The following is a 16,823-nucleotide window of genomic DNA, read 5'->3' as shown; positions in this document are numbered from 1 at the left end:
ACGAATGTGGGCCGCCCTGTTGGCCGGTCTGCTGATGATGCTCGGTCTGCAGGTGACGTCCGCGTCCGGGCAGCCCCGGGCGCAGGCCGCGGCGGCCGCCGCGGACCAGGTGCTCACCTGGACCGCCGGCGACGACATCACGAAGTACACGTCGGCGCCCGAGACGGCGGTGGCCGGTCCGGCCACGATCGTCTTCGAGAACAGCGAGGCGACCGGCAACACCACCGGCATGCCGCACACGCTGACGTTCATGACCAGCGACCCGGAGTACAACCAGGACGTCCAGCTGAACATCCTGGCCAACCCGGGCGACGACCAGGGCGGCAAGCACACCGCCGAGGTCACCCTCACGCCCGGCCGGTACATGTACCACTGCACGATCCCCGGCCACGGCCAGATGCAGGGCGTCCTCGTGGTGACCGAGGGCGGCGGTGGCGACGACACCACCGCACCGGCGACCTCGGCCGAGGTCGCCGGCACGCAGAACGCCGACGGCGCCTACGTCGGTTCCGCGACCGTGACCGTCGGCGCCACCGACGAGGGCGGCTCCGGCGTCGAGCGGATCGAGTACGCCATCGGCGCGGACGGCGCCTGGCAGCCGTACACCACGCCGGTCGTCGTCGACCAGGTCGGCGAGCACACGGTGCGCTACCGGGCCTTCGACAAGGCGGGCAACGCCGCGGCCGAGAAGAGCGTCGCGTTCACCGTGGCCGCCCCGGACACCGACGACACGACCGCGCCGGAGACCTCGGCGACGGTCAGCGGTGAGAAGAACCCGGACGGTGCGTACATCGACATGGCGACGGTGACCGTCACCGCCTCCGACACGGGCTCGGGCGTCAACACCATCGAGTACGCCGTCGGGGACGGCGCCTGGCAGGCGTACACCGCGCCCGTCATGGTGCACGCGGTCGGCGAGCACACCGTGCGCTACCGCGCCACCGACAAGGCGGGCAACGCCGCGGCCGAGAAGAGCGTCGCGTTCACCGTCGTCGCCGCGCCCCCGCAGGACACCGTCCCGCCGGTGACCGGCGCGACCGTGGACGGCACCAGGAACTCCGACGGCGCCTACGTCGGCAGCGCGAAGGTGACCGTCAACGCCACGGACGAGGGCGGTTCCGGCGTGGCCGGTGTGGAGTACTCGCTCGACGCCGGGCCCTACCTCGCCTACGGCGCCCCCGTCATCGTCGACCGCGTGGGCCGGCACACCGTCGCCTACCGGGCCAGTGACAAGGCCGGCAACACCTCCGCGCCGGTGACCGTGAGCTTCACGGTCGTCTCCGGCGGAGTACCGGCGCCGCCCTGCCCGGAGTACGACGAGCGGCAGACGGTGATCGTCGGCACGGTCGACACGGGCGTGCCGAACCGGGTCACGAACAACCGGTGCCGGATCAACGAGATGATCGAGGACGAGAAGGAGTGGTCGTCCCAGGCGCTGTTCCTCAAGCACGTGCGGGAGGTCACGGACGCGCTCCTGGACGAGGGTGTCGTCGACCGCCGGGAGTACCGGGCGATCAACCAGGCCGCCCGGCAGTCGAAGATCGGCACGCCCGGCCAGACCGAGGGCTACCGCACGATCATGGACGGCACCGAGGGGTCGCTGGCCAAGTGGGAGCAGGTCGGGGGTGGTTCGTTCGCGCCCAACGGGGACGGGTCGATCACGTCCGGCACCACCACGCCGGGCATGGGCATGCTGTGGTTCCCGGAGCGCAAGTACGGCGACTTCTCGCTGAAGCTCCAGTGGCGTGACGACGCCCCGGGCACCGGGAACGCCAACTCCGGTGTGTTCGTGCGCTTCCCGCAGGTCCACGGCCACCCGGAGGAGTCCCGGCCGGAGTGGGTCGCCATCAAGTACGGGCACGAGATCCAGGAGTTCGACAGCCCGACCGGCGACATGTACAAGACCGGCTCGGTCTACGGCTTCGACCGGGTCGGGCTCGCCGGGGCGGGGGTGACGGAGAAGGGCACCTGGAACGACTACGAGATCCGCGTGGTCGACCAGCACTACTCCGTCTTCCGCAACGGCGTGCTGATCAACGAGTTCGACAACACCGGCGGCCAGGACTTCACCCCGCCGCGCTCGGACGACCCGGGCACGGACGGGCGGCGGTTCTCCTCCGGCTACATCGGACTCCAGGTCCACGGCACGACCGACGTGGTCTCCTACCGGGACGTGAGGATCAAGGAGCTGTAGCTCACGTCCCCTGCGGCCGCGGCTTCCTCGCCCGGCTCGGCTGTACCCGGCTGGGTTCCCCCGGCATCTTCGGATACTCGGGCGGGTACGGCAGATCACCGAGCCCGTGGTCGTGCTCGTCCTTCGTCGCCAGCTCCAGCAGGGCGTCGAGGGAGAACGCCTGATCGTCCATGCCCGCGTGCACGTCGCCGAGTTCGGCGAAGCGCGCGGGCATGGTCGTGATGTCGAAGTCCTGCGGATGCGCGACGCCCACCTCGTCCCAGGTCAGCGGTGCGGAGACCGGGGCGTTCGGGCGGGGGCGCACGGAGTAGGCGGAGGCGATGGTGCGGTCCCGGGCGGTCTGGTTGTAGTCGATGAAGATCCGCTCGCCGCGCTCCTCCTTCCACCACTTGATGGTCACCCGGTCCGGCATCCGCCGTTCCATCTCGCGCCCGACGGCGATCGCGGCGCGCCGCACCTGGGTGAAGGTCCAGCGCGGCTCGATCGGCACGAACACGTGCAGGCCGCGCCCGCCGGAGGTCTTGGGCCAGCCCTGGAGACCGCCGAACTCCTCCAGCACCGCCCGCAGTTCGTGGGCGGCGCGGGCGGCGTCGTCGTAGTCGGTGCCGGGCTGCGGGTCGAGGTCGATGCGCAGTTCGTCGGGGTGGTCGACGTCGTCGCGGCGCACCGGCCAGGGGTGGAAGGTGAGGGTGCCGTACTGGGCGGCCCAGAGCGCCGCGGCCTCCTCGGTGGGGCACATCTCGTCGGCGCTGCGTCCGCTGGGAAAGGTGATGTGCGCGGTCGGGATCCAGTCGGGCATCCCCTTGGGGGCGCGCTTCTGGTAGAACCACTCGCCGGTGATGCCGTCCGGGTAGCGCTGGAGGGTGGTGGGCCGGTCGCGCAGGGCGCGCAGGATCCCGGGGGCGACGGCCTGGTAGTACCGGGCCACGTCGAGCTTGGTGTAGCCGTGCTCCGGGAAGAAGATTTTGCCCGGGCTGGACAGCCGCACGGTCCGTCCGCCCGCCTCCAGTTCCACCGCTTCCGCCATGCGAGCCACGGTAGGCGCACCGCGGGGACCTCGCACATCAGGCGGCGGGCCGTGCGGGCCCGGCGCCGCGAGGCCTCCCCGGCGCCCGGCACCGCGCGGTCCTGACGGGCGGGGACCTGTGGCCGCTCCTACAGTCGGACCATGGATCTGCCCGTCATGCCGCCCGTGAAGCCGATGCTCGCCAAGTCCGTGGCGAAGATCCCGCCGGACATGCACTACGAGGCGAAGTGGGACGGCTTCCGGTCGATCGTGTTCCGCGACGGTGCCGAGGTCGAGTTCGGCAGCCGCACGGGCAAGCCGCTGACCAGGTACTTCCCGGAGCTGGTGGAGGCGGTGCGGGAGCGCCTGCCGGAGCGGTGCGTGGTGGACGGGGAGATCGTGATCGCGCGGGAGGGGCACCTGGACTTCGACGCGCTCACCGAGCGGATCCACCCGGCCGACTCCCGGGTGCGGACGCTCGCCGAGCGGACGCCGGCCTCGCTGGTGGTCTTCGACCTGCTGGCGCTGGACGACACGTCCCTGCTCGACGTGGGACTCACCGACCGGCGGGCGCTGCTGGTCCGGGCGCTGTCCGGGGTCACGCCGCCCGTGCACGTGGCGCCGGCGACGGACGACATCGAGGTGGCCCGGCAGTGGTTCGAGCAGTACGAGGGCGCGGGGCTCGACGGGGTCGTCGCCAAGCCGCGCGACCTGCGCTACCGCCAGGACGAGCGGGCCATGTACAAGATCAAGCACGAGCGCACGGCGGACGTGGTCGTCGCCGGCTACCGCCTCCACAAGAGCGGGCCCGTGGTCGGCTCGCTGCTGCTCGGCCTCTACGACGACCGGGGCGCACTCCAGCACGTGGGGGTGAGCGCGGCCTTCACCATGAAGCGGCGCGCCGAGCTGGTGGAGGAGCTGGAGCCGCTGCGCATGGACGACGTGCGGGGCCACCCGTGGGCCGCCTGGGCCGAGGAGTCGGCGCACGAGTCGGCCCGGCTGCCCGGCGCTCCCAGCCGCTGGTCGGGCAAGAAGGACCTCTCGTGGGTGCCGCTGCGGCCGGAGCGGGTCGTCGAGGTGGCGTACGACCACATGGAGAACGGGGCGCGCTTTCGCCACACGGCCCGCTTCCGGCGCTGGCGCCCGGACCGGACGCCGCACAGCTGCACCTACGCCCAGCTGGAGGAGCCGGTCCGCTACGACCTCGCGGAGATCCTCGGCGGCCCGTGAGCGGCTCCCGGTCCGGGTCTCACGGCTGCATCAGGACCTTGACCGCGCCGTCCTGCTTCTTCTGGAACATCTCGTACGCGTGCGGCGCGTCCGTCAGCGGCACCCGGTGGGTGGCGAAGTCGTCGACGCCGAGCGGGTCCTCGTCCGTCAGGTAGGGGATGATCTCGTCGCTCCAGCGACGCACGTTGGCCTGCCCCATCCGCATCTGGATCTGCTTGTCGAACATGGTGAGCATCGGCATCGGGTCGGCCATGCCGCCGTAGACGCCGGACAGCGAGATCGTCCCGCCGCGCCGCACCAGTTCGATGGCGGTGTAGAGGGCGGCGAGCCGGTCGACGCTGAAGCGCTCCGCCAGCTTGCCGCCGATGGCCCGGGGCATCACCGCGGCGGCCTGCTGGACCAGCTTGGCGGCGGCGCCGCCGTGCGCCTCGGTGCCGACCGCGTCGATCACGGCGTCCGGCCCGCGGCCACCGGTCTCGTCGCGGATCGCGGCGACGAGGTCCTTCTGGCTGTCGAAGGACCGCAGGTCGTACGTCTCCACGCCCCGCTCGCGGGCGCGCCGCAGCCGCTCCGGTACGAGGTCCACGCCGAACACCCGCTCGGCCCCCTTGGCGCGGGCGATCCGGCAGGCCATGTCGCCGATCGGGCCGAGGCCGAGCACGGCGACGCTGCCGCCCTGCGGGACACCCGCGTACGCGACCGCCTGCCAGGCGGTGGGCAGGACGTCGGACAGGTACACGAAGCGGTCGTCGGCCGGGCCCTCGGGCACCTTGATCGGGCCGTACTGGGCCTGCGGCACCCGCAGGTACTCGGCCTGGCCGCCGGGCACGGCGCCGTACAGCCGGGTGTAGCCGAACAGCGGGGCGCCCATCCCCTCGCCGGTGACCTGGGTGGTCTCGCACTGGGTCGGCAGGCCGGTGCCGCACATGTAGCAGTGCCCGCACGCGATCTGGAACGGCACCACGACCCGGTCACCGGGCCGGAGACCGGTCACCTCGGCGCCGACCTCCTCCACGATGCCCATGGGTTCGTGGCCGAGGATGTCCCCCGGTGTCATGAACGGCGTGAGCACCTCGTACAGGTGCAGGTCGGAGCCGCACAACCCGGTCGAGGTGACGCGGATGACCGCGTCCGTCGGCTCCTGGATCCTGGGGTCGGGCACCTCCTCCACCCGCACGTCCCGCTTGCCCTGCCACGTCACTGCCTTCATCGCCTCGCGCTCCCTCCGTCGCCCGTGCGGGCCGGTCCTGCGTGGCGGCCGGGTACCCGACCGCCCTTCACCGAACCGCCCGCCGTTCTCGTCACCGCCCGCCGGTTTCGTCCGAACAGCGGATCATGTGCCCCGCAGCGCGCGCCGTATCAGATTCGGTCGGGTATGGCGCTAAATGCTTCTAGAAGTACACAATCAAGGACAGGGGACGGTCGGGTGGTGGTCGGAATGCGACGAAGGAAGCACAGGCGGCGGGGTGGCGCGCTGCTCACCGCGGCGCTGGCGGTCTCCCTGGGGGCGGCCTGCACGGCCGGGCCGGGGGCGGGCGACGACCGGAGGGCGCCGGAGGTGGAACGGTCGCAGACCGCGAAGAGCCGGGGCCCGGTGCTCGCCGTGAAGGTCGACAACGTCCCCGCGTCCCGCCCCCAGTCGGGTCTGGCGGCCGCGGACGTGGTCTACGTGGAGCCGGTGGAGGCCGGACTGAGCCGTCTGATGGCGGTCTACGCGACGGAACTGCCCGAGTCGGTCGGTCCGGTGCGCAGCGCCCGTGAGTCGGACCTGGAGCTGCTGCGCCAGTTCGACCGGCCGACGCTCGCCTTCTCCGGCGCGCAGGGCAAGCTGCTGCCGCTCATCGACGAGGCGCCGCTGCGCGCGGAGCCGCCCGGTGAGGAGACCGGCGCCTATGTGCGCGACGAGGACCGGGCCGCCCCGCACAACCTGTATCTGCGCCCCGGCCGGCTACTGCCCGAGCCTCCCGGCGCCGACGCCCTGACCACGGGGTTCCGCTACGGCGAGACTCCCGGCGGTGGCCGCGCCGAGTCCTCGCGCACGGTGCGCTACCCCTCGGCCTCCTTCGACTTCACCTGGTCCGAGAGCCGTGACCGCTGGCTGGTGGCCATGGACGGGGCTCCGGCCCGGACGGCCGACGGGGGGCGCCTGGCACCGGCGACGGTCGTCGTGCAGCACGTGAAGGTGCGCGAGTCCGCCTTCGGTGACTTCCGGGGCAACAACTCGCCCTACGTCGAGTCGGTGGGCTCCGGTGCGGCCGAGGTGCTGCGCGACGGGCGCGCGTACGACGCGACCTGGAAGCGCGGCGGGGCCGCGGACGGCACGTCCTTCACCGGCGCGGACGGCGCGCCGCTCAAGTTCGCCGAGGGGCAGGTGTGGGTGGTGTTCGTCGACGCGGCGAAGGAGTCCTGATCAGTTCGGGGCCACCACGGGCCCGGCCGGGGCGCGAAGGCCTTCGGCGGCGTCCGCCACCCGGCGGATGAGGTCGAAGAAGACGGCCTGCTCCTCGGCGGCGAGCGGGGCGAGGAAGACCTGGTTCATCCTGGCCGTGCGCAGGGCCAGCTTGCGATGGGCGCGCAGGCCCTCCTCGGTCGGACGCAGCAGGAAGCGGCGGCCGTCCTGCGGGTCGCGGACCTTGTCCAGCAGCCCGCGGCGGCCGAGCCGGCTGATCACCTCGGCGATGGTGGAGCGGTCCAGGCCCACCCGCTCCCCCGCCGTGCGCTGGTCCAGGCCCGGCTCGGCGACCAGGGCGTTCAGGACCGCGAACTGCGGGGAGGTGACCTCCTCCGAGACCATCGTGTTCCACAGCAGGTAGTGCGCCTGCTGCAGCCGCCGGGCCAGGTGCCCGGGGTGGGTGGTCAGGTCGACCGCGGCCATGTGCACTCCAGTGATCACTTCTGTTGGTGCACTGACGATACATCGGGCGGGCGACCGCTGTCCGTTGCCCCGACAGACGATCCACCTCGTCTTTTTCCGGCTCTTGACGCCCGGCTGGTCCGGTGGCAGCGTGTGGGGCACCTCGCTGAAATACTCAGTGCCCTGATTAATTGGCGATCGGTTCGCGGTCCGGGGCGCTTGGAAGAGATGGGGCTTCTCGGATGGACAAGGTGGTGGCCTCGGCCGCCGGGGCCGTGGCCGACGTGCCGGACGGCGCGTCGCTCGCGGTGGGCGGCTTCGGGCTGAGCGGTGTGCCGAACGTGCTGATCCAGGCGCTGTACGAGCGTGGGACCGGCGGGCTCTCGGTCGTCTCCAACAACTGCGGGGCGATGGAGTCCGGGCTGGCGGTGCTGCTGGCCGCGGGGCGGATCGCGCGGGTGACCGGGTCCTACATCGGCGCGAACAAGGAGTTCGCGCGGCAGTACCTGGGCGGGGAGCTGGAGGTGGAGATGATCCCGCAGGGCACGCTGGCCGAGCGGCTGCGGGCCGGCGGGGCCGGTATCCCCGCCTTCTACACCCCGGCGGGGGTCGGCACCCAGGTCGCCGAGGGCGGGCTGCCGTGGCGCTACGACGGCTCCGGCGGGGTCGCGCTGGCCTCGCCGCCCAAGGAGGTCCGCGAGTTCGACGGCTCGCCGTACGTGCTGGAGCACGGCATCCGCACCGACTTCGCGCTGGTGCGGGCGGCGAAGGGCGACCGGCACGGGAACCTGGTGTTCAACAAGTCGTCGCGGAACTTCAACCCGCTGGCGGCGATGGCCGGCCGGGTGACGATCGCCGAGGTGGAGGAACTGGTCGAGCCCGGCGCGATCGACCCGGACGCGGTGCACCTGCCGGGGATCTTCGTGCAGCGGGTCGTCGCGCTGACGGCGGAGCAGGCGGCGGACAAGAGGATCGAGCGGCGGACGGTGAGTTCCTGATGGCCTGGACGCGTGAGGAGATGGCCGCGCGGGCGGCCCGGGAGCTGCGGGACGGGCAGTACGTCAACCTCGGCATCGGCCTGCCGACGCTGATCCCCAACTACCTCCCCGAGGGCGTGGAGGTGACCCTGGAGTCCGAGAACGGCATCCTGGGCACCGGCCGCTACCCCACCGAGGCCGAGGTGGACCCCGACCTGATCAACGCCGGCAAGGAGACCGTGACGGTCCTGCCGGGCGCCTCCTTCTTCGACTCGGCGCTCTCCTTCGGCATGATCCGGGGCGGGCACATCGACGTGGCCGTGCTGGGCGCGATGCAGGTCTCGGCCTCCGGTGACCTGGCGAACTGGGCGGTCCCGGGAAAGATGATCACTGGGATCGGCGGGGCGATGGACCTCGTCCACGGCGCCCGCACCGTCATCGTCGTGATGACCCACACCGCCAAGGACGGCTCGCCCAAGATCCTCGAACAGTGCGCGCTGCCGCTCACCGGCAGGGCGTGCGTGGACCGGGTCATCACCGACCTCGGTGTCCTCGACGTCACCGGCGAGGGCCTGGTGCTGGTGGAGACCGCGCCGGGCGTGAGCGTCGACGAGGTCGTCGCCCGGACCGATGCCGACCTCGTCGTCCCGGAGGGCGTGAAGTGAAGGACGTCTACATCGTCGACGCGGTGCGCACCCCGTTCGGCAGGTACAACGGCTCCCTCGCGGGCGTACGCCCCGACGACCTGGCCGCGCACGCCGTCCGCGAGCTCCTCGCCCGGACGCCCGCGCTGGACCCGTCCCGGATCGAGGACGTGTACTTCGGCAACGCCAACGGCGCCGGCGAGGAGAACCGCAACGTCGCCCGCATGGCCGCCCTGCTGGCCGGTCTGCCCACCACGGTCCCCGGCGTCACCGTGAACCGCCTGTGCGCCTCCGGGCTCGAAGCGGTGATCCAGGCCGCGCGCGCCGTCGCCGTGGGGGACGCGTCGATCGTCCTGGCGGGCGGGGTGGAGTCGATGACCCGGGCGCCGTACGTGCTGCCCAAGTCGGAGCGGCCCTTCCCCGCCGGGCACGCCGAGCTGTACTCGACCACCCTGGGCTGGCGCATGGTCAACCCGCGGATGGACCCGCAGTGGACCGTCCCCCTCGGCGAGAGCGCCGAACTGATCGCCGACAAGCACGGGATCGCGCGGGAGCGGCAGGACGAGTACGCCCTCGCCTCCCACCGCAAGGCCGCCCGCGCGCAGGCCGCCGGGCTGTTCGACGCCGAGCTGGCACCCGTCCCGGTGCCGCGGCGCAAGGGCGAGACGGTGGAGTTCGCCGCCGACGAGTGCGTACGCCCCGACGCCTCCCTGGAGGCGATGGCGAAGCTGCGGCCGTCCTTCCGCACCGCCGACGGCACCGTCACCGCCGGCAACGCCTCGCCGCTCAACGACGGCGCCGCGGCGCTCCTGCTCGTGGACGACGACGGGCTGCGGGCCACCGGCCGCGAGCCGCTCGCCCGGATCCGTGCCACCGGCGTCTCCGCGACCGATCCGCAGTACTTCGGGCTCGCCCCCGTCGAGGCCGTCGAGCGCGCCCTCGTCAGGGCCGGCCGGACCTTCGCCGACCTGGACGTCCTCGAACTCAACGAGGCGTTCGCCGCCCAGGTGCTGGGCTGTGTCGCCGAGTGGCCCGAGTTCGACCCGGCGATCCTCAACCCCCAGGGCGGAGCCATCGCGCTCGGCCACCCCCTCGGCGCCTCGGGTGCCCGCCTCGCCGGCACCGTCGCCCACCAGCTCGCCCGCAGGGGCAGCGGCACCGGCGTCGCCACCCTCTGCATCGGCGTCGGCCAGGGCCTCGCCCTCGTCCTCGACCGCTAGCCACCACGGGAACCCCCATGACTCTCACCCAGCACGACATCGACGCGGAGATCGCGGCCGAACGCGCCGCCTACGACCGACGCGTCGCCGACGGCGCGCCCGTCGAGCACCACCCGCGCCGCGACTACGCCCCCTACCGCTCCTCGGTGCTGCGCCACCCGAAACAGCCGCCGGTCGCCATCGACGTCACCAAGGACCCCGAACTGGTGGAGCTGTCCTCCCCCGCCTTCGGGGAGCGGGACCTCACCGGTATCGACAACGATCTGACCCGGCAGCACCACGGGGAGCCGATCGGCGAGCGCATCACCGTCTCCGGCCGCCTCCTCGACCGCGACGGCAGGCCCGTGCGCGGCCAGCTGGTGGAGATCTGGCAGGCGAACTCGGCCGGGCGCTACGCCCACCAGCGCGAGCAGCACGACGCGCCACTGGACCCGAACTTCACCGGCGTCGGCCGCACCCTCTCCGACGACGACGGCCGCTACCGCTTCACCACCGTCCAGCCGGGCCCGTACCCGTGGCGCAACCACGTCAACGCCTGGCGCCCGGCGCACATCCACTTCTCGGTGTTCGGCTCGGCCTTCACCCAGCGGCTCGTGACGCAGATGTACTTCCCGAACGACCCGCTGTTCCCGTACGACCCGATCCTGCAGTCCGTCACGGACGAGGCGGCGCGGCAGCGGCTGATCGCGGCCTACGACCACAGCCTGTCCGTGCCCGAGTTCTCGCTCGGCTACCACTGGGACATCGTGCTCGACGGCCCGAACGCCACCTGGATCGAAGAAGGACGCTGACCCGCCATGACGAAGACCGACCCCGGCCGCCCGGAGAACGTGCTGCCCACCCCGTCGCACACCGTCGGCCCGTTCTACGGGTACGCGCTGCCCTTCCCGGGCGGCGAGGACATCGCGCCTCTCGGGCACCCGGACACGATCACCGTGCACGGGTACGTGTACGACGGTGCGGGCGAGCCGCTGCCGGACGCCCTCGTGGAGCTGTGGGGGCCCGGCCCGGACGGCGCGCTGCCGACGGCCGACGGCTCGATGCGGCGCGACCCGGCCTCCGGGGGCTTCCTCGGCCGCAACGGCGTGGAGTTCACCGGCTTCGGCCGCATCCAGACCGACGCGAACGGCCACTGGTACGCGCGGACGCTGCGGCCCGGGGCGCGCGGGCGCAACGCGCCCTACGTCAGCGTGTGCGTGTTCGCGCGCGGCCTGCTCGTGCACCTGTTCACCCGGATCTACCTGCCGGGCGACGAGGCGCCGCTCGCCGCGGACCCGCTGCTGTCCCGGGTGGACCCGGAGCGCCGCGGGACGCTGATCGCCGCCGACGAGGGCCACGGGACGTACCGTTTCGACATCCGCCTTCAGGGCGAAGGCGAGACGGTCTTCCTGGAGTTCCAGTGACATCTGCTCCCGAAGCGCACGACGCGGGCCTGCTCGCCCCCGGGTGGGCGGGCTCGCCGGCCGCCGAGGCGACCGGCGACCGTGCCTGGCTGCGGGCCCTGCTCGACGCGGAGGCGGCCCTGACCCGGGCCCAGGCGGGCCTCGGGCTCGCCCCCGCCGAGGCGGCGAGCGCGGTGACCGCGGCGGCCGACCCGGCCGGTTTCGACGCGCGCTCGCTGGCCGAGCGCGCCCGCGGCGGCGGGAACCCGGTGATCCCGCTGGTGGCCGACCTGACGAGGGCGGTCGGCGAGGAGTACGGGCCCTACGTGCACCGGGGCGCGACCAGCCAGGACATCCTGGACTCGGCGGCGATGCTGGTCGCCGCCCGCACCCTGGACCTGCTGCTGCCCGACCTCGCCCGCACGGAACGGGCACTGGCCCGGCTGGCCGCCGAGCACCGGGACACGGCGATGCCGGGCCGGACGCTGACCCAGCACGCCGTGCCGACGACCTTCGGGCTGAAGGCGGCGGGCTGGCGGGCGCTGGTGCTCGACGCGCGGGACCGCGTCACGTCCGTGCGCGACGCACTGCCCGCCCAGCTCGGCGGCGCGGCCGGCACCCTGGCCGCCTTCGGGGCGTACGGCGCTCCGGACCCGACCGCGCTGCCCGCGGCGTACGCCCGCGAACTCGGCCTCGAAGAGCCGCTGTTGCCCTGGCACGCCCTTCGCACCCCCGTCGCCGACCTGGCCGGCTGCCTGGCCTTCACCGCCGGGGCGCTCGGGAAGATCGCGGCGGACGTGCTGACCCTCTCCCGCACCGAGCTGGGCGAGGTCGTTGAGGGCAGCGGCGGCGGCTCGTCCGCGATGCCGCACAAGGCGAATCCCGTACGGGCCACGCTGATCGCGGCGGCCGCCCGGCGCGCGCCGCAGCTCGCGGCCACGCTGTACGGCTCGCTGGCGGCCGAGGACGAGCGGCCGGCCGGCGCCTGGCATGCCGAGTGGGAGCCGCTGCGGGACCTGCTGCGGCTGACCGCGGGCGCGGCCCGCGGTCTCGTAGGAGCTGAGGGCTTCGGTGAACAGTGCCTCGGCGCGGTCGAGCCGGTCGGTGTACGCGTAGCAGTTGGCCAGCATCATCGGCAGTTCCAGACCCCACTCGGTGTCGGTCCAGCCGAGTCCGGCGGCGAGGCGGCCGTTGACGAGGGCCCGGTCGCACAGCTCGGCGACCTCCTCGGCGTTCTCACCGCGGGTCATGGCGTCGAAGCCGCGCAGGATGAGCAGGGCGCGCTCCGCGTTGTCGCGGCCGGTGCAGGTGGCGGCGAGTTCGGCGAGGCGCTCGGACCGTCCGGGCGAGGAGGTCTCGCCGGGGTGGATGCCCTCCCACATGTACTGGACGGCCTGGAGCCGCAGCCGCACGGAGGGGTCCGGGTTGCGGGCCGCCTCCGCCTGGACGGTGCGCACGGCCTCCTCCAGCTGGTCGTTGTGGAGGAGTGCCTCGGAGAGCCGGAAGAGGGCGTTGACGCGCTGCTCGCCGTCCAGGCCCGGCAGGGCGAGGGCGGTGCGCAGGTGGCCGATGGTGGTGGCGGGCGCGGTGAGCAGGGTGGCGCAGCCCAGTTCGTAGAGGACCCGTGCGTGCAGGTCGGGCAACGGCGGTTCTTCCAGGGCGCGTTCGAGGCAGCGGCGGGCCGCGTCGGGGGCGCCGACGGCCAGGTGCTCGCGGGCCGCCTCGCGCAGCTGCTCCACCACCTCCGGGTCGTCGTCGGGGTGCACCTGGAGCAGATGGCGGGAAGCCGCCGCGGCGCCGAGACCGGAGTCGGTGACCAGCTGGGCCGCTATGCCGTGCATCGCCGTGCGCAGCGCGTCGGGGATGGAGTTGTACACGGCGGTGGCGATCAGCGGGTGGACGAACTCCAGGTCGCCCGCGTCCGGTTGCGGGGCCCCGGGGTCGGGCTCGGTCAGGATGCGCGCGTTGCACAGCAGTTCGGCGCAGCGGGCCGCGTCGTCGCGGTCGAGGGTGGCGAGCCGGGCCACCATGCCGACGGTGATGCCGCCGCCGAGGATGGCGGCGGCCCAGGCGAAGCGGGTGGAGTCGACGCCGAGTTGTTCCAGGCGGGCGACGAGGCCGCCGCCCCGCGCGGCGCGGTTCAGCGCGCGCAGCTCGTCGGCCTGGGCCTCCACCGGTTCCATCTCGCTGTCCTGGACCTTGGCGAGGAGTTCGACGGTCTCGTACGGATTGCCGCCGGTGACGGCCCACACCTCGCGGCAGAACGCGGCGTCGGCGTGGGCGCCCAGCGTGGCGCGGGTGAGACCGGCCGTCGCCGCGGGGGTGAGGGCGTTCAGCGGGGCCAGTGGCCGGCCCGCGGCGGCGACCGCGTCCAGGTGGCGGGCGCTGTCCCCGACGACCTCACCGGGGCGGCGGGCGACGACGATCAGGATCGAGGTCTCGTCGAGCCGTTCGGCGAGCGCGGCGAGCCAGCGCAGGGTCTCCTGGTCGGCCCAGTGGGCGTCGTCGATCAGCAGGACCAGGGGCCACTCCCGGCGGGCGAGGCGGCGCACGACGGCGACCAGACCGTCGCACACACCCTGCGGGTCGGCCTGCCGCTCGCCGGGGTCCGCTATGCCCAGGGCGGGGCCCGCGATGTCGTACCAGTCGCCGAGGTACTCCCGCGCCTCCTCCGGGAGCATCGACACCAGTGCGGGCTGGAGCAGTTGACGCACCACGTTGAAGGGGACGGACCTGAGGGTCTCGCCGCCGCGCGCCGACCAGACGGTGCAGCCTTGGGCCTCGGCGATGCGGCGGGTCTCGGTGAGCAGCGCGGTCTTGCCCAGTCCGGCCTCGCCCCGGGCCACCAGCAGGGTGCCGGGGGAGGAGCGGTCCGCCCGCAGGGTGTCCACCGCCCGTGCGATGGTGGCGACTTCCTCGTCGCGCTCCCAGAGGGAGGCCGAGGCGGCGGCCCTCCGCCGTACCTCCGTCATCCCGCTACCTCCCCGAGTCGCCCGAATGACGTACTGCCCCTGAGCCTATCCGTCGGATCGCGCGCGTGGTGGGCGGTCCGGACAGCAGTTGCCGTGACGGGTGACATGCGGTAAAGCGCGGACGACGCCGCGGGCCCGTCATCAGCGGACGAGCGGGTCGGCGTCCGTCAACCCGCCGCGGGCGGGGGGCCGGCGCCGTGACGGGCCGGGCCTCTCATCCGGCTTTCACCGACGCCTCATACGGTGGGGCCATGACGCAGGCGACTCCCCCCGGGTGGTACCCGGACCCCGGGCAGAAGAACGACGGCCCCGCCACCGAGCGCTGGTGGGACGGCAAGGTGTGGACGGACCAGGTCCGCCCCGCGGGACAGGCCGCCGCGTGGGGGCCGCCGCCCGCGCAGCGGCCGGCCGAGCAGCCCGGTCAGCAGCCGGCTCAGCAACCGGCTCAGCAACCGGCTCAGCAACCGGCTCAGCAACCGGCTCAGCAACCGGCTCACGACGGTGTGCCCGCGCCTTATCCCGTGCATCCCGGTTATCCGGGGTTTCCCGTGCAGCCGCCGTCCGCGCGGCGGCGTCGGCTGCGTGTCGGCATAGCCGTCGCGACGGCCGTGGTCGTGCTGGCCGGCATAGGCGTGGGCGTGTACGTGCTGGCCGACGACGGTTCGGGCGGCGGCAGCGCGTCCTCGCAGCAGGACCGGCGCGGACCCGGCGGGCGGGAGAACCCGTTCGGCGGCTCGGGCGGGGGCGGCGGGGGCGGCGAGTCGCCCGCGCCGGACTCGCCGGGCGGGTCGGAGCCGCCCACGATCGACAGCGGCTCCGTCACGGACCCGGTCAGCGGGATCAGCCTGCCCATCCCGGACGGCTGGTCCGGGCAACAACTGCAGGTCGGTGCGACGGTGACGTCGGACGACAGCTACAAGTGCCCCGGCGACACCTCCAAGACCTGCACCAAGGGCGGCGCCTACTCGGCCCCCGCCGTGGTGCTGGGTACCAAGGGCGACACCGCCGAGGAGGTCGCGAAGGCCGACATCGAGGCGAACGCCGAGGAGTCGTACGGCGGCGAGTCCTACGGCGGGATCACCTCGCACGACGAACTGGCCTCCAAGGCGGTCACGGTCGCCGGGCAGAAGGGCTGGCTGGTCCGCTGGAAGGCGGTCACCAGCAAGGGCGCCGACGGCTACGTCGAGTCGCTGGCCTTCCCCTCGCCCGCCGACCCCGAGCGCATCGTCGTGGTCCGCTTCGGTGTCGACACCGAGGAGGGGCAGTCGGTCATCGACGAGATCACCGGGGGGATCGAGGTGGACTCCTCCGGGGGTGGCGGCGACGGTCAGGACGTCTGACCGGCCCGGCACAGCAGTCGGCCGGGTGGGGCGCCCTTCCGCTCAGAAGGCGTCCCACCCGGCCGGGGTGCGCGCCGCCCCCGTCCCCACGGTGCGGCGCGGGCAGGCCGCCGTCCAGTCATCCCGTGGACGGCGGCCTGAGTCTCAGGGGAGGCCCAGCGCCGGCAGCACGACGGCCTCCACGAAGCGCACGAGGTACGCGGCGTCGGCCTGCTCGCCCTCGACGACCGGCCGCATCCGCAGCATGCCGAACATCTGAGCCGGCACGTACTCCAGCGCCGGGTGGCCGGCCTCGACCTCTCCCCGGTCGACCCCGCGCCGGAGGATCTCCCGGAGCGCGGCGATCTCCGGCTCGACGAGCGCCTCGCGCAGCGCGCACTGGAGTTCCGGGTCCTGCATGACCGAGTGGCCGAGCGCCTGGAGCAGCCCGGTGTCCTTGCCGGCGCCCTCCCCCGCCGCCCGGGCCGCCTGGCGCAGGTCCTCGGCGAGCGACCCGGTGTCGATGCCGGTGAAGCGCACCCGGCGCTGCGAGCGCAGGGCCGCGGCGACGAACTGGGGCTTGGTCCTCCACTGCCGGTAGAGCGTGGACTTGCTGCACCGGGTGCTGGCGGCGATGCCCTCCATGGTGACGGCGTCGTAGCCACAGGTCCGGATCTGTTCGAGCACGGCGTCGAAGAACTCCTGCTCACGCTCGGGCGTGATCTTGGAGCGGCGCGACGCGCCGACCGTGTCCGGTCGGTCCTCGGCCTGCGGCGTCATCGGCTCTGCTCCTCACTCAAGCGGCGGTACAGCGGCGGTACAGAGGCACTCCAGGGGTCGGTGCTCCAGTGGATGCCATGCCCATCGATACGCCAGTGTACCGGTACCCAAGCGTATCGGTACACTGGCGTATCGGTACACTTCCGTATCGGAACGGGTTCGTATCGATGATCACTGTCACACACCTCCGTTCCTGTGCGTCATACACCTGTGGACCGCACGCACCACCGTCAGCGAAGGGGCCG

13 protein-coding genes and 2 pseudogenes are annotated in these 16,823 nt (G+C 73.2%); 10 read left to right on the top strand and 5 right to left on the bottom strand.

What is annotated here, in order from left to right; genetic code table 11:
* Window positions 1-4: 4 nt before the first annotated feature.
* Window positions 5-2,194 carry an OmpL47-type beta-barrel domain-containing protein gene (locus ACZ6EG_RS18455; RefSeq protein ID WP_469605721.1) on the top strand — a complete coding sequence of 730 codons (2,190 nt, stop codon included), beginning with the start codon at window positions 5-7 and terminating at the stop codon, window positions 2,192-2,194.
* Window position 2,195: 1 nt separating this feature from the next.
* Here the strand turns inward: ACZ6EG_RS18455 and ligD are convergent, their stop codons facing one another.
* The gene (gene ligD, locus ACZ6EG_RS18450) at window positions 2,196-3,221 is read right to left on the bottom strand and encodes a non-homologous end-joining DNA ligase (protein WP_469605718.1); all 1,026 of its coding nucleotides are present in this window, start codon (window positions 3,219-3,221) and stop codon (window positions 2,196-2,198) included.
* 141 nt (window positions 3,222-3,362) lie between these two features.
* On the opposite strand from ligD, the gene ACZ6EG_RS18445 reads away from it, so the two are divergent.
* Window positions 3,363-4,430, top strand: coding sequence for an ATP-dependent DNA ligase (locus ACZ6EG_RS18445; RefSeq protein WP_391972407.1), 1,068 nt, complete (start codon window positions 3,363-3,365; stop codon window positions 4,428-4,430).
* Window positions 4,431-4,449: 19 nt separating this feature from the next.
* Here the strand turns inward: ACZ6EG_RS18445 and ACZ6EG_RS18440 are convergent, their stop codons facing one another.
* On the bottom strand, window positions 4,450-5,640 hold the full coding sequence (locus ACZ6EG_RS18440; protein ID WP_391972408.1) for a zinc-dependent alcohol dehydrogenase: 1,191 nt from the start codon (window positions 5,638-5,640) through the stop codon (window positions 4,450-4,452).
* 228 nt (window positions 5,641-5,868) lie between these two features.
* On the opposite strand from ACZ6EG_RS18440, the gene ACZ6EG_RS18435 reads away from it, so the two are divergent.
* Window positions 5,869-6,840 (top strand): DUF3048 domain-containing protein, encoded by a 972-nt coding sequence (locus ACZ6EG_RS18435; protein ID WP_391972409.1) that lies wholly within the window; start codon window positions 5,869-5,871, stop codon window positions 6,838-6,840.
* Here the strand turns inward: ACZ6EG_RS18435 and ACZ6EG_RS18430 are convergent, their stop codons facing one another.
* Window positions 6,841-7,305 carry a MarR family winged helix-turn-helix transcriptional regulator gene (locus ACZ6EG_RS18430; protein ID WP_391972410.1) on the bottom strand — a complete coding sequence of 155 codons (465 nt, stop codon included), beginning with the start codon at window positions 7,303-7,305 and terminating at the stop codon, window positions 6,841-6,843.
* 221 nt (window positions 7,306-7,526) lie between these two features.
* On the opposite strand from ACZ6EG_RS18430, the gene ACZ6EG_RS18425 reads away from it, so the two are divergent.
* The 6 genes and pseudogenes from ACZ6EG_RS18425 to pcaB form a co-directional block, all read left to right on the top strand.
* Complete coding sequence (locus ACZ6EG_RS18425) at window positions 7,527-8,282, top strand: CoA transferase subunit A (RefSeq protein ID WP_366767462.1); 756 nt, start codon at window positions 7,527-7,529, stop codon at window positions 8,280-8,282.
* On the top strand, window positions 8,282-8,926 hold the full coding sequence (locus tag ACZ6EG_RS18420) for a CoA transferase subunit B (protein WP_391972411.1): 645 nt from the start codon (window positions 8,282-8,284) through the stop codon (window positions 8,924-8,926). The genes ACZ6EG_RS18425 and ACZ6EG_RS18420 overlap by 1 nt, the downstream gene beginning before the upstream one ends.
* Window positions 8,923-10,125 carry a thiolase family protein gene (locus ACZ6EG_RS18415; RefSeq protein ID WP_469605710.1) on the top strand — a complete coding sequence of 401 codons (1,203 nt, stop codon included), beginning with the start codon at window positions 8,923-8,925 and terminating at the stop codon, window positions 10,123-10,125. Before ACZ6EG_RS18420 ends, ACZ6EG_RS18415 begins: the two co-directional genes overlap by 4 nt.
* A gap of 17 nt (window positions 10,126-10,142) precedes the next feature.
* A complete protein-coding gene (gene pcaH, locus ACZ6EG_RS18410) occupies window positions 10,143-10,916 on the top strand; it encodes a protocatechuate 3,4-dioxygenase subunit beta (protein WP_391972413.1) in 774 nt (257 codons plus the stop codon).
* Between the two features lie 6 nt (window positions 10,917-10,922).
* Window positions 10,923-11,528: a protocatechuate 3,4-dioxygenase subunit alpha gene (pcaG, locus tag ACZ6EG_RS18405; RefSeq protein WP_391972414.1), complete on the top strand. Its 606-nt coding sequence runs from the start codon at window positions 10,923-10,925 to the stop codon at window positions 11,526-11,528.
* A pseudogene (gene pcaB / locus ACZ6EG_RS18400) lies at window positions 11,525-12,493 on the top strand (3-carboxy-cis,cis-muconate cycloisomerase); the annotation flags it as partial. The gene pcaG and the pseudogene pcaB, both read left to right, overlap by 4 nt.
* Here the strand turns inward: pcaB and ACZ6EG_RS18395 are convergent.
* A pseudogene (locus ACZ6EG_RS18395) lies at window positions 12,482-14,479 on the bottom strand (ATP-binding protein); the annotation flags it as partial. The pseudogenes pcaB and ACZ6EG_RS18395 sit on opposite strands and share 12 nt — an antisense overlap.
* Before the next feature lie 251 nt (window positions 14,480-14,730).
* Here ACZ6EG_RS18395 and ACZ6EG_RS18390 point away from each other — a divergent pair.
* Window positions 14,731-15,819, top strand: a complete 1,089-nt coding sequence (locus ACZ6EG_RS18390) for a DUF2510 domain-containing protein (RefSeq protein ID WP_469605705.1) — start codon at window positions 14,731-14,733, stop codon at window positions 15,817-15,819.
* Between the two features lie 144 nt (window positions 15,820-15,963).
* On the opposite strand, the gene ACZ6EG_RS18385 is transcribed toward ACZ6EG_RS18390, so the two are convergent.
* Window positions 15,964-16,578, bottom strand: a complete 615-nt coding sequence (locus ACZ6EG_RS18385) for a TetR/AcrR family transcriptional regulator (RefSeq protein WP_391972418.1) — start codon at window positions 16,576-16,578, stop codon at window positions 15,964-15,966.
* Between the last annotated feature and the right edge of the window lie 245 nt (window positions 16,579-16,823).

Source organism: Streptomyces sp. NPDC041968 (assembly GCF_055589025.1).
Note: the sequence above shows the minus strand (reverse complement) of the source record. Positions and strands in the feature narration are given on the sequence as shown.